Source organism: Collinsella sp. LCP21S3_D3 (assembly GCF_052118305.1).
GTDB lineage: Bacteria > Actinomycetota > Coriobacteriia > Coriobacteriales > Coriobacteriaceae > Collinsella.
Genome location: NZ_JBQKHK010000006.1, coordinates 1 through 22,896, shown reverse-complemented (window position 1 = coordinate 22,896; position 22,896 = coordinate 1). Strand labels below are relative to the sequence as shown.

The 22,896-nt window shown below is 59.1% G+C and carries 19 protein-coding genes; all 19 read right to left on the bottom strand.

Translation table 11 applies throughout. The features are described from left to right. Nucleotides 1-110: 110 nt before the first annotated feature. A complete protein-coding gene (locus ACTQ1S_RS03980; protein WP_441016687.1) occupies nucleotides 111-1,145 on the bottom strand; it encodes a cell division protein FtsQ/DivIB in 1,035 nt (344 codons plus the stop codon). Nucleotides 1,146-1,332: 187 nt separating this feature from the next. After that, nucleotides 1,333-2,244, bottom strand: coding sequence for a UDP-N-acetylmuramate dehydrogenase (gene murB, locus ACTQ1S_RS03975; protein ID WP_154515248.1), 912 nt, complete (start codon nucleotides 2,242-2,244; stop codon nucleotides 1,333-1,335). Between the two features lie 5 nt (nucleotides 2,245-2,249). Further along, entirely contained in the window at nucleotides 2,250-3,668 is a 1,419-nt protein-coding gene (gene murC, locus ACTQ1S_RS03970) for a UDP-N-acetylmuramate--L-alanine ligase (protein WP_441063192.1), read from the bottom strand. Between the two features lie 96 nt (nucleotides 3,669-3,764). Beyond that, a complete protein-coding gene (murG, locus tag ACTQ1S_RS03965) occupies nucleotides 3,765-4,880 on the bottom strand; it encodes an undecaprenyldiphospho-muramoylpentapeptide beta-N-acetylglucosaminyltransferase (protein ID WP_427719191.1) in 1,116 nt (371 codons plus the stop codon). Continuing rightward, nucleotides 4,870-6,390: a putative lipid II flippase FtsW gene (gene ftsW / locus ACTQ1S_RS03960; RefSeq protein WP_441063194.1), complete on the bottom strand. Its 1,521-nt coding sequence runs from the start codon at nucleotides 6,388-6,390 to the stop codon at nucleotides 4,870-4,872. Before ftsW ends, murG begins: the two co-directional genes overlap by 11 nt. Before the next feature lie 9 nt (nucleotides 6,391-6,399). Then, entirely contained in the window at nucleotides 6,400-7,806 is a 1,407-nt protein-coding gene (gene murD / locus ACTQ1S_RS03955; protein ID WP_441053968.1) for a UDP-N-acetylmuramoyl-L-alanine--D-glutamate ligase, read from the bottom strand. A 9-nt stretch (nucleotides 7,807-7,815) separates the two neighbouring features. After that, nucleotides 7,816-8,835, bottom strand: coding sequence for a phospho-N-acetylmuramoyl-pentapeptide-transferase (gene mraY, locus ACTQ1S_RS03950; RefSeq protein WP_154515238.1), 1,020 nt, complete (start codon nucleotides 8,833-8,835; stop codon nucleotides 7,816-7,818). A gap of 3 nt (nucleotides 8,836-8,838) precedes the next feature. Continuing rightward, nucleotides 8,839-10,263 (bottom strand): UDP-N-acetylmuramoyl-tripeptide--D-alanyl-D-alanine ligase, encoded by a 1,425-nt coding sequence (locus ACTQ1S_RS03945; protein WP_441063195.1) that lies wholly within the window; start codon nucleotides 10,261-10,263, stop codon nucleotides 8,839-8,841. Between the two features lie 124 nt (nucleotides 10,264-10,387). Continuing rightward, nucleotides 10,388-12,031 (bottom strand): peptidoglycan D,D-transpeptidase FtsI family protein, encoded by a 1,644-nt coding sequence (locus ACTQ1S_RS03940; protein ID WP_441063196.1) that lies wholly within the window; start codon nucleotides 12,029-12,031, stop codon nucleotides 10,388-10,390. A 239-nt stretch (nucleotides 12,032-12,270) separates the two neighbouring features. Continuing rightward, nucleotides 12,271-12,741, bottom strand: coding sequence for a hypothetical protein (locus tag ACTQ1S_RS03935; protein WP_427747787.1), 471 nt, complete (start codon nucleotides 12,739-12,741; stop codon nucleotides 12,271-12,273). A gap of 90 nt (nucleotides 12,742-12,831) precedes the next feature. Continuing rightward, the gene (gene rsmH, locus ACTQ1S_RS03930; protein WP_154515233.1) at nucleotides 12,832-13,797 is read right to left on the bottom strand and encodes a 16S rRNA (cytosine(1402)-N(4))-methyltransferase RsmH; all 966 of its coding nucleotides are present in this window, start codon (nucleotides 13,795-13,797) and stop codon (nucleotides 12,832-12,834) included. 20 nt (nucleotides 13,798-13,817) lie between these two features. After that, the gene (locus ACTQ1S_RS03925; RefSeq protein ID WP_441547133.1) at nucleotides 13,818-14,252 is read right to left on the bottom strand and encodes a division/cell wall cluster transcriptional repressor MraZ; all 435 of its coding nucleotides are present in this window, start codon (nucleotides 14,250-14,252) and stop codon (nucleotides 13,818-13,820) included. A gap of 463 nt (nucleotides 14,253-14,715) precedes the next feature. Further along, nucleotides 14,716-15,657 (bottom strand): site-specific tyrosine recombinase XerD, encoded by a 942-nt coding sequence (gene xerD / locus ACTQ1S_RS03920; protein ID WP_441547132.1) that lies wholly within the window; start codon nucleotides 15,655-15,657, stop codon nucleotides 14,716-14,718. Between the two features lie 2 nt (nucleotides 15,658-15,659). Further along, nucleotides 15,660-17,321 carry a CTP synthase gene (locus tag ACTQ1S_RS03915; RefSeq protein WP_441547131.1) on the bottom strand — a complete coding sequence of 554 codons (1,662 nt, stop codon included), beginning with the start codon at nucleotides 17,319-17,321 and terminating at the stop codon, nucleotides 15,660-15,662. A gap of 180 nt (nucleotides 17,322-17,501) precedes the next feature. Beyond that, on the bottom strand, nucleotides 17,502-17,885 hold the full coding sequence (locus ACTQ1S_RS03910) for a hypothetical protein (protein ID WP_441048612.1): 384 nt from the start codon (nucleotides 17,883-17,885) through the stop codon (nucleotides 17,502-17,504). A gap of 193 nt (nucleotides 17,886-18,078) precedes the next feature. Then, nucleotides 18,079-19,560, bottom strand: a complete 1,482-nt coding sequence (locus tag ACTQ1S_RS03905) for a DUF1846 domain-containing protein (RefSeq protein ID WP_154515227.1) — start codon at nucleotides 19,558-19,560, stop codon at nucleotides 18,079-18,081. A 500-nt stretch (nucleotides 19,561-20,060) separates the two neighbouring features. Beyond that, nucleotides 20,061-21,548 carry a YfcC family protein gene (locus tag ACTQ1S_RS03900; protein ID WP_370450555.1) on the bottom strand — a complete coding sequence of 496 codons (1,488 nt, stop codon included), beginning with the start codon at nucleotides 21,546-21,548 and terminating at the stop codon, nucleotides 20,061-20,063. A gap of 138 nt (nucleotides 21,549-21,686) precedes the next feature. Further along, entirely contained in the window at nucleotides 21,687-22,682 is a 996-nt protein-coding gene (argF, locus tag ACTQ1S_RS03895) for an ornithine carbamoyltransferase (protein WP_154515223.1), read from the bottom strand. 104 nt (nucleotides 22,683-22,786) lie between these two features. After that, nucleotides 22,787-22,896 (bottom strand): arginine deiminase family protein (locus ACTQ1S_RS03890; RefSeq protein ID WP_148332920.1); only part of this gene is annotated, 110 nt, incomplete at its 5' end.

Below are 22,896 nucleotides of genomic sequence, written 5' to 3'. Positions count from 1 at the left end.
CGTATTATGTTTGCACATTATGAACGTATCAGTCAAATAATTGACCGTGAAAACCAAACAAACCAGATAAACGGCGTGGTATGGCCCCTCAACAAAGCCACGCACCGACGCTAAGCGGTCGGTGCGTTTCTAAACGTATAGTTGCCGGGAGACCGAACGTTAATGTAGGTTACGCCCTCTACCTGCGACAGAAGCTTGGTCACGACGCGTTCCTTCTTGGCGATATCATCAGAATCGCCCAGCGAGACCTCAACGCCATTATCAAGATTCGCCGAGATGGCCTCGACCGAAGGTATAGAAATATCCTTGATCTGCGCCAAGAATTCGCCGGAAAAACCACGCACGTAATCCAGGCCCGCTTTAACGGCCTTGGAAGAAACAGCCCGCCCCGAGACCGGCTCGACATCAGCCGAGACATCGGTAAGCAGCACGGCCCCGTAGTGCTTGGCCAGCGCCAACGCAGCATCGATGCCGCTCAACGTGTTGGCGCCCTCACCCGAAGTGACGACATTTCCCTGGTCGTCCACCTCCACAGAGGTCGAAAGCGGTGCGATCCAGGTGTCATCGTCGCCGATGGCCCAGGCAAGATCGTCGGAACTTATATAAGCGATCGCGGTGACCTTGCGCTCCGTCGGCGTAATGACGAGCGTGTGGGGAAACTGCCGTTGAACGTCCACGCCCGAGACCCACGGGTTCTGCTTGAGATCTTCGGTAATCTGGTCGGGATTTACGTTGAAGAGCGATGTGTTCTCGGGCAGACTGATCAGCTGCATGGCATCGTGCTTGGTCACATGCTCGCTGCCCTCGATCTGAATATCGGTAGCGGCAAACAGGCCGGAATTGATAACGACGATGGCAACGACGGCAAGCACGGCCACAGCCGCCAAGATACCGCCCACGATTTTGCCCTTGCCCTTAACGGCAGAGGCGGCCTCGGACGTCTTACTCGCCATGGCGCCAAGCGACGACAGCGGATTGATACCCTTATTGGTCGCAGGTGCCTTAGTGGCGGGCACCGACGTCAACGAGCGCGGCTTGGCAGCGCCCAACGTACGGCCGGGATGCGTCGCTTTAGCCCCCAGCGAGGGCTTGGGCGTCACTATGGGGCGAGAGGGCTTGGCACCCATCGCCGACTTAGACGTCACCGAGGGGCGCGGAGCCGGGTGAACCGTCTTTTTTGCGGCAGTGCGTCCACCAAGTTGCGAGCCGACGACCGGACGTTTGGCGGACCGTACGGATCCAGCGGGCTTGGAGGACACAGGGGGCTTGCGTTGAGGCTGGACGGGTGCGCCGGAACGCCCTCCGGCGCGGCGGAAGGTAGGTTTCGATGCTCTAGAAGCCGAGGAATTTGACTTCCGGTCTGAGCTCGATGCCATACGCCTCCCTCACCTTTCCGTGCACATGCCTGATAACCGCGGCCACGTCATCGGCCGAGGCGGTACCGTTATTAACGATAAAATTAGCGTGTACGGGCGAAACTTCCGCACCGCCAACCGAAAAACCCTTTAATCCACAATCCTCAATCAGCTTGCCAACGCTCGCGTCGGGTGGATTGCGAAAGACCGACCCGCAAGAAGCGCGACCCATGGGCTGCGTGCGTTTGCGCCTCGTCAGGTACCGCTCCATACGCTCGCGAATGTCGGCCTTAGGCGCAGGCTTGAGCTTAAGCACACACTCGAGAATAATCTCGTTACGCGGCAGGCTGCACTCACGGTAGCCCCAGGCAATCTCGGACCCCGCATAATGCTTAATGCCGGATGCCGGGTCAAACGTGACCACATCCTCGACAAGCGAACCTATCCACTCGGTACGCGTACCGGCGTTCATAGATACGGCGCCGCCGACCGAGCCGGGGATGCCAACCGCAAACTCAAGGCCCGAAAGCCCGCGCGACAGGGCATCGTTGACCAAACGTGCGAACATAACGCCCGCGCCAACGGTCAGCGTGCAACCGTCCTCGGCAACAACGGTGCGCTGAAACTCACGCCCCAGCGAAATGACGGCGCCGCGATAGCCCGCATCGGCAACGAGCAGATTAGATCCCTTGCCGATAATGACCCACGGCACCTGCTCACGGTCGAGCACTGCCACGGCACGACGAAGGGCATGATAGCTATGGCACGTCACGAAGAGGTCGGCCTTGCCGCCGATACGATAACTCGTATGACGCGCAAGGCGTTCATCCTCGACTACATCCGTGTCGATCATGCCCGAAAGCGCCATGACGGCGTTAAACAGACCCATAGGGGCTAAGCGTCTTTCTTGGCAGTCAGATACTCGATGAACTCAGGGCCAACGGTCGTAACGTCGCCGGCGCCCATAGTAAGCAGCAGATCGCCCTCACCTACCATCTTCTCGAGCTCACGATTGAGCTCGAGACGGCTGGAGCAGTACACGACCTCCTTGCCAGGGTGCTTGGCGCGCACAGTATCAGCGAGCATCTTGGAGGTTACGCCCGGAATCGGCATCTCGCCGGCAGAGAACACATCGATGAGCAGCAGCTTATCGGCATTGGCGAAGGCATCGGCAAAGTCATCGCACAGCGCCTGCAAACGCGAATAGCGGTGCGGCTGGAACACGACGTCAACATGCTTGTAGCCTAGCGACGAGGCGGCGGCGAGCGTCGCCTTGATCTCGGTGGGGTGATGGCCGTAGTCATCGACCACGCTGATGCCATCAATATCGCCCACATGGGTAAAGCGGCGGCGGACGCCCTCAAAGCTCGAAAGCGCCTCAGCTGCGGCATCGACGTCGAGACCCAGGACATGGGCAACGGTTAGCACTGCCGTGGCGTTGAGCATGTTGTGGCGACCGGGGTTGCTCTTGATCTCGACAGCATGCTCGGTCCCATCCTCAAAGCGAACGGTAAAGTCGCTCTGAATGCCCTTGACATCCGGATGCACGCAGACGACGTCGTTGGTTTCGGCAAAGCCATAGGAAAGCACGTGGCGACCCGTCGACTTGGCGAGTTCGACCAGATGCGGGTCCTCACCGCAAACGATGACGGTACCGCTCTCTCCAACCAGGCCCATAAACTTGGCAAAGGTGGCCTCGATCTCCTCGATGCCCGAGTAGTGGTCGAGATGGTCGGCCTCGACGTTGGTCACGATGACCACGTTGGGGTTCAGGAACAGGAACGAGCTGTCGGACTCATCGGCCTCGGCGACAAAGTAGTCACCCGAGCCGTTCTTTCCGTTGGTATCGTAACCCTCGACGATACCGCCGATCAAAAAGCTGGGATCCAGACCCATGCGGTCGAGCATGGTGGCACACATCGAGGACGTCGTGGTCTTGCCGTGCGTGCCGGCAACAGCGATGGTGGTGTAGCCGTGGCCCAGAGCCGAGAGCATCTTGGCGCGGGGCCACACAGGAATACCGAGCTCGCGAGCACGCACAAGCTCGGGGTTGGACTCGGGAATAGCGGTAGAGACCACGACCACGTCGGGCTTGACCTCATCGATCGTGGCGGCCTCGTGGCCCACATGAACCTTCACGCCAGCACGGGTAAGCTGACGAATGTAGCGCGAGGTCTTAAGGTCGGAACCGGTAACGGCATAGCCACGCTCGTGCAAAACGAGAGCGATACCGCTCATGCCGGCGCCACCGATACCGATAAAGTGGGCGCTCTTGAACTCGGGCGCGGAGGTTGCAGTCTGGGAATCAGCCATGTGCTCGTGTACTCCTTGCGTAAACACTGCCTGTAACCCGTTAACTGTACCGCACCTACCGCATCCGCGCGAGCGCAAGCTCGATATCCCGTCTAACTAACGCAAACCCTCTACCGCATCGGCCAAAAGTGCGGCGGCGCGGTCCTGAGCCAACCCGCGCGCCGCCTGACGCATGGCATCGCGCGCTGCGGCGTCATCGACCAGATGCAGCAGCTCCTCGGCAAACGCCGGAGCATCGATATCGGCATCGGCACAAAGCACGCCGGCACCGGCATCGACCAGATAACGCGCATTGGTCGTCTGGTGGTCGGCCGTGGCATGCGGATACGGCACGAGCACCGAAGGCACGGCGAGGGCGGCAATCTCGGCCACGCTCGAGGCGCCGGAGCGCGAGAGCACCAGGTCAGCTGCAGCTAGCATGTCGCCCATGTTGTCAATGTAGGGCTGGACGCGATAGCGCTTCGTCTCATCGGACGTCAGCGCCAAAGCACGCTCGGTGTCCTCAAAGCCGTCGGCTCCCGTCGAATGCAAAATGTAGAGATTCTCGCGGGTCAGCAGCTCGCTCTTGAGCGAGGCTACGCGCTCGTTGAGATGCTGGGCACCGAGCGAACCACCAAAGACGAGCAGAAGCGTCGCATCCTCGGGCACGCCAAGTGCCTCGCGGCCGCGGGCGCGATCGCCCTCAATGACCGAGCGGCGCACCGGATTACCGGTCATGAGCACATGCTCGGGGTCGCCCTCGCGCTCAAAGACAGAGCGCGCAGCCGGCACCGAGATACACACGCGGGCGGCATGGGAACTCATCATCTTATTGGCCAGGCCCGGAACAGAGTTCTGCTCGTGCAGCAGATACGGAACGCCCGCATCCTTGCACCAGCCCAGCAGCGGGACCTCGACGTAGGCACCAAAACCGATAGCCGCATCGGGCTTGCCAACCTTTGAGAAATGGCTGGCGAGCGAGCGCTTGGCCTTATTGACGCGCCACAGCGAGCTCAGCGCGGTCCAAGGACGGGAGCGGTCGAAGCCCGTGACCGTGATAGGTACAAAATCGAACCCGGCCTCGGGAACCAAACGACCCTCGAGCTTGTGCGACTGGCCCACGAACACAACATGATGTCCGCGGTCGCGCAACTCCTCAGCCAAGGCAAGCGCAGGGTTGATATGTCCCGCCGTGCCGCCGGCTGCGATAGCAACGGTCATCTTATCGGTCATGAAAATCCCTTCGTACGCGCGGTCCCTGATCGTCGGTGCGCAGACGCGCCGACGGGTCCGAATTCAAATTGATTCGATTATATCCGCCGCCCGAGCTTCGGGGGTTCGGGCGTTGGGGACGCCCCTGCGGAGCCGTTCGCGGGCGCGGACGAGCCGCCGGCTCGGACGCAGAGCCATCCAAGACGGTAAAACCGTTGCGCGAAGGGCGATCGCCGCGCACATGGGGCACGCCGGCGGTGCTCTCGTCCATAACGGCAAAGCTCTCGCGGCGACGGTCGTACTCATCACGACGGGCGCTCTCGTGCGAGACGCGCAAGATCAGCCCCGCAAGCATAAGCGATACGATAATCGACGAACCGCCGTAGCTGATAAACGGCAGCGGCTTACCCGTCATGGGAAACACGTTGAGGATGCCCAGCGCATTGATCAAAAACTGTACCGCGAGAATGACTGCGGAACCCGATGCCATGAGCGCTCCGCGACGGTCCGCAGCCTGTTCGGCAATGCGAAACGCTGAGTAAATCAGCATCGCAAAGACCAGGAAGAGCAGCGCGGTCCCGACAAAACCGACCTCCTCGCCGATAATGGCCAGAATATAGTCGTTGTGTGCCTCGGGCAGATACGAATACTTCATGGTGGAGTTACCGATGCCGCGGCCGAACAAGCCGCCCGAAGCAAACGCCATGATGGCAAGCGTTGCCTGATAGCCATCGCCATACTCGTCGGCCCAAGGGTTCAGGGCAACCTGAACACGCACCATGCGGTACGGCTCTGCAACAAGCGCAAACACACTCATGACAATGACGAGAATGATCACGCCGATGATAAACTTGGGGTCTAGGCCCGCAAATAACGCCATACACATGAGGGTCAGCGAGATGATCAAGACGGTGCCATAATCGGGCTGGATAAAGATCAAAAAGAGCGAAATGCCCAAGTAGACGACCATCTTACGAAGGAACTCGTTGATGTTGCCACCGGGCGAAAAGAAACGGTCGAGTATGATGGCAGAATACGCGATGGCAAACGGCTTTAAAAACTCAGACGGCTGGAACTGAATACCGGCGATGTTGAGCCAGCGCGTGGCGCCACGGCTGCCACTGCCGACAAGAAATACCGCAAACAACAAGAGAATCATGCCGATAAGGAAGATCCTAAGTACATTTTCCCCAAACCAGCTGTCCGGCAAGACGCGAACGATCGCAACCATGGCAAGCACGCCAACTCCGGCAAAGGTAGCCTGTCGAACCAGGAAAAACGTCGCCGAGCCGTTCTCGTGCAATGCCTCGACCGATGACGCCGAGTACACCATCAGCAGCCCAAAGCACACTAAAGTAAACAGGCACGCCATGAATATCAAACGAGGGCGCATGATGCGGGCGGGGACGCCGGCAATATAGCGTTCGCTGAGCGTCTGCCCGCCGCGACCGGAACGCGGCGTACTGCGCTGCGAGGAAGCACGGTCCGAGTCGGGCCTCCTCATATCTTGTCGGGGGCTCTCCTCTCTCACCGGCGGCCCCTATTCCATTTGCGATTTCGCTGCGGCGGCAAGCTGGGCCACGTAGTCCTTAAACACGCGGCCGCGCTCCTCGTAGCCCGAGAACTCATCGAACGAAGAACAGGCGGGAGAAAGCAGGATCACGTCGCCTCGGCTCGACAGCGAACGGGCAACGTCGACGGCGTCGCGCAGGTCGTCAGCCTGAGCGATATCAACGTCACCATCGACATCGGCCTCGTCCATAGCGGCGGTAAAGCGCTCGCGCGCATCGCCAAAGCAGACGACCGATCGCACGTTGTCCATGACAACGCGGGCGAAGGACTCGAGTGGCGTGCCCTTATCGTGACCACCGAGCAGCAAGATCACGTCGTCGTCGGGAAACGCCGTCAGGGCCTTTTCGACCGCATCGGTGTTCGTTGCCTTGGAATCGTTGACGTAGCGCACGCCATCGATCTCGCCACAGGGCTCAACGCGGTGCTCCAGCGGCTGGAATGAGGCCAGGCCGCGACACACACCGTCGACATCGGCACCGACGGCCAGGGCAGCCGTGGCAGCGCACAGGGCATTGATGACATTGTGATGTCCGGAGATTTTGAGCTCGGACGTGGCGATGAGCGGGGTCTCGACGCCCTTCAGGCGAATGACCATCTTGCCATCGCGCACAAATGCGGCGTCCTCGCCCGCAGGTTCGTCAAAGGCGACCTTGCAGATGCGACGACCCGGCGTGTAGACATACTCATCGAATTCATGGATACCGGCATCCTCGACGTCGATAACCACAAGGTCATCATCGACCATATTCTCGAAGAGCTTAATCTTGGCGAGCGCATAGTTCTTATGGCTCTTGTGCCAGCCCAGATGGTCGGGGGTAATGTTGAGCAGCACCGCCACACGGGGGTGAAGCTCGGTCGTCGTTGCGATCTGATAGCTCGAAAGCTCAGCTACAAACCACTCGTTATGCGCGCGGTCGTCGATTTCGTTCACCGGAGGCTCACCGATATTACCGACAGCAACGCTCGCCTCGCCCGCTGCCTTAAGCAGGTAGTCGGTCAGCGACGTGGTGGTCGTCTTGCCATTGGTGCCCGTAATGGCGATCCAATTTTGGGGAGACAGGCGGTAGGCAAACTCGGGCTCACCCATGATCTGGGCAGCGTGATCGCGGCCAGCCTTAAAGAATGCCGAGAACTCCGAGATGCCCGGACACGTCACACATACATCAAACGCGCCCTCGACCTGCTCGGTTCCGTAGACAAACGATACCCCGCGCGCCTCGAGCGAGCGCGTGGCATCATTGGGCTCGGACGTGCCGCCACCGTACACGGTAACGGTACTCACGCGCTCGGGGTGCGCAAGCGCCCAGCGAGCGACATCTAGACCGGACTTACCCTGGCCCAAGACGAGCAGGCTAAAGGAATCTGCAAGAGGCATGAAAAACCACTATCCCAACTGGAAAAACAGGGCAAGGCCCAGAGCGCCAAAAGCGGCAGCGACAATCCAAAAACGGATGACGACCTTAGTCTCGGCCCATCCCTTCTTCTCGAAATGATGATGAATGGGCGCCATAAGGAAGACGCGCTTATGCGTAAAGTGGAAGTAGACGACCTGAATCATGACCGACAGGGTCTCGACGATAAACAGGCCGCCGATGATGAGCGAGACGACCTCGGTGTTGGTCATAATGGACGTGCAGGCAAAGGCTGCACCCAAGGCAAGAGAGCCGGTATCACCCATAAAGATGCTCGCCGGATAGCAGTTGAACCAAAGGAAGCCCAGGCAAGCACCAGCACATGCGGTACAGAAGATAGACAGGTTTACGTCACCGTGCAAAAACGCCATGGCAGCCATGGCAAGCATGGCAATCATGGAGGTGCCACCGGCAAGGCCGTCCAGGCCATCGGTCAGGTTCACGGCATTAGAAAGACCGGCGATCATCAGCCAGCAAAAGACGATATAGAGCCACGGAAAGGTAAGGCCACCAATGGTGGTCGAGAAGATACCGAGGTCAATCGTCAGACCGCCGGGAAAACGAATCTCGGGGGCAACGCCGCACCAGCTGACGGCAAGCACAGTAAACGTGACGCAGATGATGGTGAGACCGATCATCTTGGCGTGGGGCGTCAGGCCGAGCGAACGACCGTGCGTGACAGATGTCAAATCGTCGATAAGGCCCAGAACGCCGGTTGCAAGCGTGGCAAGCAGCACGAGCACAAGCTCGGTGGTGAGCTTGCCCATCAAAAGGCACGTCAGCGAAACGGCTACGAGAATGACAACGCCGCCCATGGTGGGCGTGCCCTGCTTAATCAGGTGGCGTTTGGGTCCATCGGCGCGGACCTGCTGGCCGATACCCTCGACCTTAAGAAGCTTGATCCACCACGGCATGAGCAGCAGCGCAATGGCGGCGGCGATGCCAAGTCCCAAAAAGGCCTGGTATGTAGGATACGCGGGGTTCCCGAACATGGGCTAGCACACACCTTCCACAAAGCGGTCGAGCTCGACAAAGCGAGAGCCCTTGACCAGCACAACATCATGTTTCTCAAGTGCGCCGGCCATACGGTCGAGCACCTGCTGATAATCGGAGAACACCTGGATGCGGTCCTCATCCATGCCCATCATGCGCGCGGCTTCGGCCATACGAGCGGCCAGCTCACCGCCCACGCACGCCAGCATATCGAGCTTCTTAGCCGCGGCATAGGCGCCCACCAGCTCATGCATGCGGGGGGCCTCGTCGCCCATTTCGCCCATCTCGCCCAGAATCGCCATTCGAGAGCCAGAACACGAAAGCGAGCACAGCAGGTCAAGGCCAGCAGCCATGGATTCGGCGCTGGCGTTATACGAGTCGTCGATAATGCGGGCACCGCTCTTGGCGTGTTTGATCTCCTGACGATGACCGGTAATCGCGATACCCCTAAAGGCAGCATCGATCTGCTCGGGGGTCACACCCAAACGATAGGCAACTGCGGCGGCCTTAACGGCATTGGGAACGGACTGGACGCCGGGAATGACGAGCATGGTGTCAACGGACTCACCCATGCCAAAGTCAAGCGTAAAGACCGGGCGGCCCTCGTCATCAATGTGAATGCCGCGGGCGCAAACCTCATCAACATCCGAAACACCCGCCAGCATCACGTCGATACCCGCGGGCTCGGCAAACGTCTCACGAATGAACGGGGTGAAGTCGTCTTCGCCGCCCAAAACCAGCAACGGGAGAAGGTCGTCGGCGGCACACATGCCCCCAACAATCTCGGACTTAGCGCGGGCGATATTCTCGCGACTTCCCAGGATTCCAATATGAGAGGTGCCGATCTTGGTCACGATGGCAAGGTTGGGATTGGCGGACCGAGAAAGGCGCTCGATCTCGTGAAAATGGTTCATACCCATCTCGAGAACCAGCACCTCGGTGTCGGCAGGAGCGGCCAAAACCGTGAGCGGCATACCGATCAGATTGTTGAAATTACCCTTGGTGGCCCAAACGCGATAGCGCTTGGCAAGCACTGCCGCAAGGACATCCTTGGTCGTCGTCTTACCGATAGAGCCGGTAATGCCAACCACGAGGCAGCCAAGCTGCGTGCGATAGGCATGTGCCAGGCGCAGCAAAAATTCCTCGGGATCATCGGTGTGTAGGATGGCGCAGCCCTTACGCTGAGCCAGCGATACAAGCTCGGCGTTGGGCTCGCGCGTCATCACAACAGCGCCGGCGCCCGATTCGATGGCGCGGGAAGCAAAATCGTTGCCGTCGACTTTTTCACCCGGAAAGGCAACAAAAATCGCGCCTTCCTCAACCTGGCGCGAGTCGATAACGCACCCACGGCATACCCGATCGGCTTCTCCCGTCACGGTTCGGGCCCCTGTTGCGGCCGCGAGGTTGTTGACGGCGATCTCTATCATTGCAGCTCCCCTGTAAACCTAATAATGCTATCGGCGTATTGTATCCCAGCGCCGCGCATGCGTGGTGCAGGGCATGTGAACACCCTCCAGATTAATCGACAGCCCTTTTCAGGATTGTAACCCCCTACTTGGTGCGTGGGATACCCAACACATCGAGCGCGTTAGCCATAATGACCTGGAACGGCACGGCGGCGGCATCCGAACCGCTCGGCGTTCCGTCGAGCGTGATATAGCACAAAACCTTGGGTGCTTGCGCCGGGGCAAACCCCATAAAGGACGACATATAGCTCGCTTTGAGGTAGCCGCCTTTTTCATCGGCGCGCTCGGCCGTACCGGTCTTACCCGCCACGTCGTAACCGTCGACGGCGCCCCCGACACCCGTGCCCTCGGAAACGACCGTCTGCATGCACGATATCACCTGGGCGGCGGCGTCCCCAGAAATCGCCTGCTCGCCCTCGCCCCAGTCCTTCTCCTCGCCTTTGCTGGATTTATAAAAGTGCGGCGTCATCATCACGCCGTCGTTGGCAATGCCACCCACGGCGCGCGCAATCTCGATCGGCGAGACAGACAGCGCTTGGCCAAAACTCATCGAGCCCAACGTGGCGCCGTCATACTGGTCACGCTCCTTGACAATGCCAAGGCTCTCGCCGGGAAAATCGATGCCCGAACTGTGTCCAACGCCCCATTTGTCCACGTACGCGGCAAAATCGTCCGCGCCGATCTTATGCCCGACCAATACAAAGCCAACATTGGATGAGCGGCGCATCATCTCGCGCACATCCATGGTCATGGCGTAGTCACGCTTATCGGCATCGGTGACGGTATCGTCGCCGACCTTAATGCTCGCCGGCACCTCAAACGACGTACTCGAGCGCACGACGCCCAAATCGAAACCCGCACCTGCAACGAGCGTCTTAAAGACCGAACCGGGTTCATACGCATCGGTGACCAAGCGCAAGTTCATATCCTCGGTCTTGGCGTTTTCCAGATTGGTCGGGTCGTAGGTCGGATACGAACAGGCGGCCAGAATCTCGCCGGTAGTAGGGTCTGTCACCAAAGCCGAACCGTTCTTGGCTTTGGTCTTCTCGACCGCCTCCGCCAGAGCGTCCTCTGCTGCACGCTGGATATTGACATCCAGCGTCGTCACGATGTCAACGCCATCGATGGCGGCAACCTTTTTATAGGCGCCACCCGCAATATAGCTATCGTCCCTCGCACGCTCTCGTACCAGCGTGCCGTTTGTTCCGGTCAGCAATTTGTCATATTGCTTTTCAAGGCCCGTTAGGCCCACGTTGTCAACGTTCACCACGCCTAGAACCTGCGAAGCCAGATTGCCGTATGGATACACCCGCTTCATCGCCTGCTCAAAGAGCACGCCGGGCAGATTTTTCTTCTTCAATGCCGCGGCATCGTCCTCGTCCACCTGGCGCTTGATATACACCCAAGTGCCATCGGACTGAACCAGCTTGCGGCAAGTCTTCTTATCGATTCCAGTCGCCTTAACCAAGGCCGATACCGTTTTATCGACATCCTCGATCAGCTGTGGATTCACGGCGACATTGCTGCACTCGACCGACGACGTCAGCACGTTGCCGTTTCGGTCGTAAATCGTGCCGCGTTTGGCGTAAAGCGTCTCCGCAAGCAGGCGTCGAGCATCGGCGCGCCCGCGTAACTCATCGGCATTTACGATCTGGTAGTCGGTAAGGCGGATGGCGCCCGCAGCCAGGCCCAAACCGATACAACCCATGACGACATTACGGCGAGGCAATGGCGTCCCCGTAAGCCATTCGGTCGAAGATCGTCTATTCGATCTGCTATTGCGTACTTGAGGGTCATCCGAGCCGCGAAGGCGCGACATTGGGTCGTTGCCACGATTCGACCCCAAGTTGTAAGATGACCGACCCGATCCTTGATAACCAGAACGTCCCTGCGAAGAGGGACGTCCCTGCCCGCGACTCCCGTCTGGACCGCGGCGATAATCATTTGTCATACTCAGCTACCGTCTTATTACTGGACAGCCGCAACCGAGCTAGCGCCCGCGGCTGCATCCTGCGAAAAATCAAGTGTAACGCTCTCGCTGGGCTCCACCATGCCATAAGCGCCCGCAAGATCGCGAATGCGCGTATCGGCACCATAAACAGAGTGCATGACCTCAAGGTCAGAGCTCTCATCGGTCGCCTTCTCGAGCGTGTTGGTAAGCTCGGCGTTGCTGTTGAGCACCTGGGCCGTAACGCTTGCAAGCGCCACGCGGGCGACGCCAATCGTCATGAAGATAGCCGCAATGATGCAAAACGTTTTAAGAACGCTCATGAAAACCGGGCTTACCGCCTGGTTTGCCTGACGGCCCGCGCCCGTGTAGACATCAAAGCGCGGTGTGCGCTGCTCACGAGGAGCAGCGGGCGCCTGCGGTGCCTCGCGGTAGGCGGGCATGGCGTTCATATCATAGGCGAGTGCTGCGTTTGAGGTGTTGTAGCCCATGATATGCCGCCTCCCATCCCGAGTACGTTGGTAGTGTGTTTAAGCTTCGTTTATGGTGCGAGCGGGAGGTCCAATATCGCGCGCGTAACGCTACAAGCGCTCCGCCACACGGATTTTGGCTGATCTCGCCCGAGGGTTGCGCGCAACCTCATCGGGTTGGGCAACCAAGGGTTTGCGGGTGATGACCTTGAGTATCGGCACGTTGCCGCACACGCACACCGGAATCTCCGGCGGACACGTGCACCCCTGGCTCATCTCCTTAAAGTGGTTCTTTACGATACGGTCCTCGAGCGAGTGATACGAGATGACGCAGATGCGTCCGCCCGGGTTGAGCCACCTGGTGGCGGCGTCAAGTCCTCTCTCGAGCACATCGAGTTCATGATTGACCTCGATGCGAATGGCCTGGAAACTTTTCTTGGCCGGGTGTCCGCCATGCCGACGAGCGGCAGCCGGAATGCCAGCCTTGATGATCTCGACAAACTGACCGGTGGTTTCAATCGGTTCGGACTCGCGTCGACGCACGATCTCGCGTGCGATCTGCGAGGCGAACTTCTCTTCACCATAGACGCGTAGAATCCGGGCGAGGTCGTGTTCGTTATAGGTGTTGATGACCTCAGCTGCGTTTAAGGTGTTGTTACCCGGATCCATCCGCATGTCCAATGGGGCATCTTCGTTATACGAAAAGCCCCTGCCAGGGATATCGAGTTGCGGTGACGAAACGCCCAAGTCGAACAGGAAGCCATCGACCCCGGGCACCTCGGCCGAGCAAAGCAGCTCGTCCAAGTCGCCAAAGTTGCCCTTCAGCAGCTGATGCGGGACGCCGGGGACCTCGCGGTCCAGACGGGCACCAGCGGCCTCGAGGGCCATGTCGTCCTGATCGACGCCAAGCAAAAGACCCGTCTCCCCCACCTGCGCGGCCATCTTTACCGAATGACCGGCACCGCCAAGGGTGCAATCGCAGACGACAGATCCGCTCTTTAGCTGCAGCGACTCAAGCACTTCGCCGAGCATGACAGGTTCATGCCGATATTCTTGTGTCAAGATCCCACGCTCCATCCGTTACTCATGCCTTGCCCTTACGAGAAGAAGAGGTCCAGCAGAGCCTCATCGTCATCGTCCTCATCGGCCGTAGCACGGTTCCAAACCTCGAGGTGGTCGTAGTTGCCCACAACCGTGACCTCGCGGTCGAGGTTCGCCTGCTTGCGGAGAGACTCAGAAAGACCGATACGACCGGCGCTGTCCACATCCATCGAGGTGGTGCGCTTGTTGATCGCCCTCATGAGTTTCTGGTCGTTGATGTCACGCGGGTTAAAACCCTCGTGGCCCTCACGACCCGCGAAGAGTCCTTCGACCCACTTATCGAAGGCCTCGGCAGAGAACACGTACAGAGCATCGACATCCAGGGCTTTGAACACGCGAACATGCTCTCCAAGCTCCTCGCGAAGGGGTGCAGGCAGGGACAGACGACCTTTTGCATCGAGATTGCGCTCGTATGCACCCGTCATTCCCATGTGCGCCCTCCCCTCGGTTACTCAGATGGCACGTACGCGGGGAACCACCCCGCCTGTCGACGTCATTAATAATATGGGGAACTGCCCCATTTTTCAACATCTTTCCCCACACCTTCCCCCATAACACCCCACCACTCCACCCTCTATATGCTGTAAAACACCCTCGTTCATATGTTCGAAAACACAACATGTTGTGTTTACAGCAAAGCCGGGATTCCATCTGTAGCAGCCCGGCTTTCAACCTCAACCTTCAAGTTGACCTTGAGGCGAATTTTGTGTCCCTTTACGCGCCGTTCACATCGCCCCCCAAACTTCCCCACCAACGTCACGCGCGACCCACCGGCGCATCGGCGCAAGACAAAAGATGGGGCGGACCCCAGATTGCCGATACGCGCACAAAACCGCGTCACGACAACCTGGGGTCCGTCCCCCATTAGTTGTAAATATGCAGGTCAAAGAGTCGCTAGCGATGCGCCAACGGATGAGCCGCCAGGTAGACCTCGGTCAGCTGCGTACGGTCGACATGCGTGTAGACCTGTGTGGTCGAAATGTCGGCATGTCCCAAAATCTCCTGTAGCACGCGCAGGTCGGCACCGCCCGCAAGCATATGGGTCGCAAAGGAGTGACGCAAGGTATGAGGATGAAGCCCCACCAGTCCCACCTGACGCCCGTATCGCTCGCATATGACGTGAACACTCTGACGCGACAGGCGGCCACCGTTCTTATTTAAAAAGACTGCCGGCGTCTTTGACCCGCGGGCATGAGCGGCCAGGCGCCGACGCCCATCAGCAATATATTGAGCCATAGCCCGTGCGGCACTTCCCACGAGTGGGGCAAGCCGCTCCTTCGAGCCCTTGCCGCGCACCAGCACAAAGCCGTCGTCAAAATGAACGTCGCCCACATCGAGCCCCACCAACTCGCTCACGCGCAGGCCACATCCATAGAGCACTTCCAAAATGGCATGGTCCCGCAAACCCATCTCCCCTTCCGGGAAATCTTGGTCGAGGAGCGCCGAGACATCCCCTACCGAGAGACACTCCGGAAGGCGCTCCGCCTTTTTGGGCAGGCGCAGTGCAGCCGTCGGGTTTTGGGCGACGATTCCATCGCGAACCAAAAAGGCATGCAAACCTTTCACGGCCGCAACTGCACGCTCCACCGAGGCATCGGAGTAGCCCCCGTCGCGCCGATCACCGACAAAACCCTCTATTATCTGACGGTTCACGCCTTCAAAGGACTCAACACCGGCCCGCTGCAGGTAGGAACAGTAAGTCGTCAAGTCACGACGATATGCCGCGATCGTATTGCGCGCCAAGCCTCGCTCGACCGCAAGGTAATCAAGATACTCCCCCGTCACCGTATCGAGCAACGAGGGAGTATCTTCGGTATGTCTTTCGTTCGCTGGCACCCTTAGTCCGTCGCGAGGTTCATGGGCGTCACCTGCAGGCGATCGACACCCTCGTGCTGGCCAATCGAGGCGCGCACGAACTCGCGGAACAGAGGCTGCGGCTTGGTCGGACGGCTCTTAAACTCGGGGTGGGCCTGGGTGGCCACATACCACGGATGCACGTCACGCGGCAGCTCGACCATCTCGACCAGACGCTCGTCAGGCGAAAGACCCGAGATAACCAAACCAGCGCCCTCGAGCTGGTCGCGGAAGGCATTGTTGAACTCAAAGCGATGACGGTGGCGCTCATAGACAAGCTCCTCGCCATAGGCCTCGCGCGCAAGGGTATCGGCAGCGAGCTTGCACGGATAGGCGCCCAGGCGCATGGTGCCGCCCTTCTCGGTCACGTCCTCCTGCGAGCTCATCAGGTCAATTACGCTAAACGGACCGTCCGGATCGAACTCGGAGGAGCTAGCGCCGGCAAGGCCGACCACGTTGCGGGCAAACTCGCACACGGCGACCTGCATGCCCAGACAAATGCCCAGATACGGAATCTTATGCTCGCGAGCAAACTCGGCAGCAAGAATCTTGCCCTCCAGGGCACGCTTGCCAAAGCCGCCGGGCACCAAAATGCCCGATGCGTCGCCCAGCACCTCGGAGACGTTCTGCTCGTCGAGGCTCTCGCCGTCGACCAGCTGCACGTCCACATGACGATCATAGAAAACGCCTGCATGATGCAGGGCCTCGATAACCGACAGGTAGGCATCGGGGAGCTGGGTGTACTTGCCCACAACGGCGATCTTGACCTTGTCGGCATGGTGGTTGGCATGATTCTGTTTGCGCAGGAACTCGTTCCACTCGCCCATGTCGCGCTCGCGCGGGTCCAAGCCCAGGCGCTCGCAAATGCGCAGGTCAAAGTCCTGCTCGGCGAGCAGCTGCGGCACGTCGTAAATACTCGCGCAATCTTCGTTGGTAAAGACGCAGTCGGTATCGACGTCGCAGAAGCTTGCGATCTTGCCACGGATGGCATCGTCGATATGGTGATCAGAACGCAGCACAATGATGTCGGGCTGAATGCCAAAGCTGCGAAGCTCCTTGACCGAATGCTGCGTGGGCTTGGTCTTGACCTCGTGCGCGGCGGCGATATAGGGGACGAGCGACACGTGGATGTAGCAGACGTTCTCGGGACCGGCCTCTTTACGGTACTGGCGGATGGCCTCCACGAACGGCTGCGACTCGATATCGCCAATCGTGCCGCCCAGCTCGGTGATGACCACGTCGGAACCGGTCTGCTCCTCGATGCGGCGGAACTTATCCTTAATGGCGTTGGTGACGTGCGGAATCACCTGAACGGTGCCGCCTAAAAAGTCACCGCGACGCTCGCGGGCAATCAGGCTCTTGTAGATAGCGCCGGTCGTAAAGTTGGAATCACGGGTAAGATTCTCGTCAATAAAGCGCTCATAATGGCCCAGGTCCAGGTCGGACTCGTAGCCATCCTCGGTCACGAAGACCTCACCATGCTGAAACGGGCTCATGGTGCCGGGGTCGACGTTCAGATACGGGTCGGCCTTCTGCATCGTCACCTTGTAGCCTCGTGACTTGAGCAGACGGCCCAACGAGGCCGCGGTGATGCCCTTACCCAAAGACGAAACTACGCCGCCGGTTACAAACACATGCTTGGTCATATTGAATTACCTGCGCTTCCCGTAGAAGTTTTCCATTCACATCTTACGGGTCTTCATTGTAATACTCGAAAAGCAAGCCGCTCGCTATTTTTCACCCGCATGCCCGCATTTCTCCATCTCGAAACAAAACACCGCCCAAGTAGCTTTGGGCGGTGCAGGCTCGTCGAAACTGCCGTGTTGTTACCGATCGGCAGTCTCATCCTTCAACATATCTTGAACAAGCATGCCGGCACGAACACCCTTAAGGTACCACTCGCCTCGCCCGGTCAGGCATATGCCGTTTGCAAGCTGGCCGCCATCATCGTTATAACGAGAAACGACCTCGATAAGGCCATCAGAATCCAAACGGTCGATTGCAGCGCGGGCACGATACGGCGAAACCCCTACGCACTCGGAGAGTGTCTTGCGCGAGAAACCGTACGGCGCACCGTTTCCCTTAGATTGCCGAGCGATCTCCATCAGCACCAGCACCTCGACACGCTTCATATCGTTGACACTCGCACGACCCTTGCCCGCCATGGCAGCCTCCTCAAACCGAGCACGAGCATCAAAAGCACCGCGCATGACCGGCGCATCCCTCGATGGCCGGCAACATCCATCATGGGTAGCCCCGCAAAGGATGTATCCACTGAGGTAATTGTATACCGCTCAAATCGCTTTTGGGCAGGTAAACGGCCTAAATTTCGGCAAATTAAGCCCTAAAAACCCCTAAGCGCCGCATCGAGTGCGCACTCCGATGCGGCGTCTCATCTCAATCTTAGCGATGGAAGAAACCGCGGCGCTCAAACTTGGGCTCACAGCACACGTTAATGCCCAGCTTGCGCAGCACCGTCTCGTCCGTAGGCGAGATAATCACGCTAAAGAAGGCGTCGCAGCCGCGCAGCTGCTCAAGACCCGAAAGAACACGAGTAGCCGTCTCGCTCGTGGCCGAGGTGATAGAGAGCGCCATGAGCGTCTCGTCGGTGTGGAGACGCGGGTTTTTGCTGCCAAGGAAATGCGTCTTGAGCTTGCTGATAGGCTCAATCGCCTCATCGCTGATGACCTCGAGCTCAAGATCGACGCCCGAAACATGCTTAAGCGCGTTCATGATGAGCGAGCTCGCGGCACCCAGACGCGTTGAGGTCTTTCCGGTCACTACCGAACCGTCCGGCATCACCATGGCACCCACGGGACCGCCCGTCAGTTGCTCCCTGGTGAGAGCAGCCGAGCGTGCCGGCGAATAGTTCTTGTCGATGCCGGCTTTTTTCATAATGAGTTTGAGACGGTCGACCTGCTCATCGCCCACGCCAGTACGGCGCACGCTTTCAACCGCGGCAAAATAGCGGCGCACGATCTCCATCTTGGAGGCATCTCGGCATGCATCGTCATCGGTAATGGCAAAACCGACCATATTGACGCCCATGTCCGTGGGGCTCTGATAGGGGCTCTCGCCCAAGATCTTTTCCATCAGGGCGCGAACAACCGGGAACGCCTCAACGTCTCGGTTGTAGTTGACCGTGGTCTTGTTATATGCCTCAAGGTGGAACGAGTCGATGATGTTGGCGTCATCGAGGTCTGCCGTGGCAGCCTCATAGGCAATGTTCACCGGATGCGTGAGGGGGAGATTCCAGACCGGGAAGGTCTCAAACTTGGCATAGCCGGCAGCGGTGCCATGCTTGTGCTCGTGATACAGCTGCGACAGGCAGGTGGCGAGCTTACCCGAGCCAGGGCCGGGCGCCGTCACGACAACGAGCGGACGCGTGGTCTCGACAAACTCGTTCTTGCCGTAGCCTTCATCAGAAACGATCAGGTCGACATCGTGCGGATAGCCCTCGATGGGATAGTGCAGCTTGGCGGGAATGCCGAGCGCGTTTAGACGATTGCGGAAGACGTCGGCAGCGGGCTGACCGGCATACTGCGTGATGACCACGGCGGCAACGGCAAATCCGTTCCCGCGGAACAGATCGACCAGACGCAGGACGTCCTCGTCATAGGTAATGCCCAAGTCGCCACGGGCTTTGTTCTTCTCGATATGGTTCGCATTGATTGCGATGATGACCTCGACGTCGTCGGCAATGCTCTTGAGCATGCGGAACTTGCTGTCCGGTTCAAAACCCGGCAGCACGCGGCTCGCATGATAGTCATCGAACAGCTTGCCGCCAAACTCCAAATACAGCTTGCCGCCAAACTGCGAGATGCGCTCCTTAATGTGAGCAGCCTGCAGCTCGATATACTTCGCGTTGTCGAAACCCTGGCGCATGTATGGCTCCCGTCCCGTTTCCATTTAATGTCCTAGGCGATTATAGCGGAGCAGACCCTCCCCCACCGACGAGGCCGGGGCAGCTAATTTGGGACGGGGCTTTTTTTACAACCCTTTATGTGGGGGTAGTCAAAAAAGCCCCGTCCCAAATTAGCTGCCCCAAACGCACTTCCCCTGCACCAACAATGGCAACATCGCAGGTTGAGCATAAGTCAGCGAGCGCCGTCCAGAACGTACGAGTTGGCATGAAAAAGGCAAGGCATAGACCTTTTGGTCATGTCTTGCCTTTTGAATGACAAATTGTCGTTCTAGGCGGCGCGCAGCGTCAACTGGTTGCGCGGTTCGTAGAACCGCGCAACATAAGAGCGCCCCCTCCCGCGCACGGAACGGGAGGGGGCTAAAGGTAGGAGTCTACCGGTGGGTTGACCCCACCGGACAGACGATGACCAAGTGATCCTCTACAGGATCGTCAAGGTTTCCGTGGGGCACCCGTTGGGTACTTAGATCAACACGCAGGCGACGGTCAGGATGATGGCGCAGACGACGGAGAGAACGACGATGAGCTTAAGGGCAAACTTGAGCCAGGTCGTCCACTCGATCTTGGCCAGGGCGAGACCGCCCATGATGGCACCGGAGGTCGGGGTGAACAGGTTCACGACACCGATGGCGGCGGAGAAGATCATGACCATGACCTCGGGCGAGAAGCCGAGCTTAACAGCCAGCGGTCCCATGATGGGCATGGAGACGGTAGCCATACCAGAGGTCGACGGGATCAGGAAGGACAGGCCGAAGTAGACCAGGAAGCTCATAGGAGCGAAGATCACGCCGGACAGACCAGCCAGGGCACTGGCGGCAGCGTCGAGGACGTAGACGTCGAGACCGGTGTTGGCCATGAGGACGGAGATGCCACGGGCGAGGGCGATGACGAGAACAACGGACATCATGTCGGCAGCGCCGGTGATGAAGGTGTTAACGATCTGCTTCTCGGACAGGCCACCGATGATACCGATCAGGATAGCCATGAGGAAGAACCAGGTGGAAGCCTCGTCGAAGTACCACTGGCCAATGGGCAGGCCGGTGATCAGGGCAGACCAGCCCTGGACGACGGTGTTACCGTCGGCATCGTAGACAGCGCCAGCGTCAAAGAAGTTGGCAACGCCCTCGTTGAGGTCGGCCAGCGGAATGAAGCCGACGATCATGACGACGAAGGTGAAGGCAAAGGCGATCAGAACACCCTTCTGACGACCGGTGAGCTTGACCTCCTTGTTAACCTCGGAAGCAGCCTTGCCGTGAGCCTCTTCGGCGTCCTTGAGCTCCTGCATCGAAAGGATGGTGGAACCCTTGTCAGCCTTGACCTTCTTGGCATAGCCCATGACGAAGAAGATGGAAATGGCCGTGGTAACAATCCACAGGACGGCACCGAGGCCGATGATGATGGACTGGTTGACCTCAATGCCAACGCCGGTCAGAGCGTCGACGGCAGCGCCGACGGCGAACGGGTTAACCGTGGAGCCCAGGCAGCCGCAGCCAGCGCCGAGCAGGACGGTAGCAGCGCCGACCATGGGGTCGAAGCCGGCAGCCATCATGGTAGCGGCGAGCAGGGCGTAGAAGGGAACGGTCTCCTCGCACATACCATAGGTGGTACCACCGAGGGAGAAGATGAGCATAAGGACAGGAACGAGCATGATCTCGTTGCCCTTAAGCTTCTGCACCAGAACGGCGATGCCGTTGTCCAGAGCGCCAGTCTCGGTCATCATACCGAGGAAGCCGCCCAGGATCATAACGAAGAGGCAGACGGGCAGAGCGTCAGCGAAGCCCAGGATCGGGGCGGTGCAGAAATCGCTCAGACGGGCTGCAGTAACAGCGCCGCCGGACGTGCCGGAGACGATAACGGTAATCACTGCAACAATTGCCAGCAGAGCTAGAAGAATGGTGAACGATGAAGGCATACCGCGCTTTTTCTTTGCGGTCTCAGTCATGGTTCTCATCCCCCCTTCATAAATCATTTAACTTTCTCGCGCGAAGCGGATCTTCCGTGCCGTGCCCACCGCCCGACGCAAGATATTTACCAGACAAACCGCTCGGGGTGTGCAGCAATACACCCCGAGCGAAATGCTTAAAGGCTCTTACTTGAGCGTTGCGTACATGACAGCCTTGATGGTGTGCATGCGGTTCTCGGCCTCGTCGAAAACCTTGGAAGCGGGGCTCTCGAAGACCTCGTCGGTGACCTCCTGCTCGGTAATGCCGAACTGCTCGCACTTCTCGGCGCCAATCGTGGTGTTGGTGTCGTGGAAGCTGGGCAGGCAGTGCAGGAAGATGGCACCCGGGTTGGCCATAGCCATGACCTCGGAGGTGACACGATACGGGGTGAGCTGAGCGATGCGCTCGGCCCAGACCTCGTCAGGCTCGCCCATGGAGACCCACACGTCGGTGTAGATAACGTCGGCACCGGTGACGCCGTCCTTGACGTCGGTGGTCAGCTTGATGGTGCAGTCGTTAGCCTCGGCGATAGGCTTGCAGGCCTCGATGACGTCGTCAGCGGGCATACACTCCTCGGGGCCACAGGCCACGAAATTCATGCCAAGCTTGGAGCAGACAACCATGAGGGAGCGAGCAACGTTGTTCTTGCAGTCGCCCATGAAGACGAGGGTCTTGCCCTTGATGTCGTAGTTGAAGTTCTCCTGGACGGTCAGGATGTCGGCGAGCATCTGGGTGGGATGCCACTCAGTGGTCAGGCCGTTCCACACGGGCACGCCGGACTTAGCGGCGAGCTCCTCGACGTCGTCCTGGGCAAAACCACGGAACTCGATGCCGTCATACATGCGGCCGAGAACGCGGGCGGTGTCCTCGATGGACTCCTTCTTGCCCATCTGCGACGAACCCGGATCGAGGTAGGTGACGCCCATGCCCAGATCCATGCCGCCGACCTCGAAGGCGCAGCGGGTACGAGTGGAGGTCTTCTGGAAGAGCAGAACGATGTTCTTGCCCTCGAGATAGCGATGCGGAACGCCAGCGCGCTTCATATCCTTGAAGTTCTTGGAGAGCTTGAGCAGGTACTCGATCTCCTCAGTGGTGAGGTCGAGGAGCTTGAGGAAGCTACGGCCGGAGAGGTTAACACCCATGGTTCGTTTCCTTTCGAAAAATGAATTACGCAAGTATTCGTGTTGCCCGTTTGACGGGCAAAACCGGTGCGGTTGTAGGGGGACCGCACCGGAAACGGAAAGACTTAGAGGTCCTCGCGCCAGAAGGGCATGCTCATGCAGCGCGGGCCGCCACGGCCGCGGGAGAGCTCGGCGGAGGGCACGACGAGAAGGTCCAGGCCCTCCTTGTACAGCA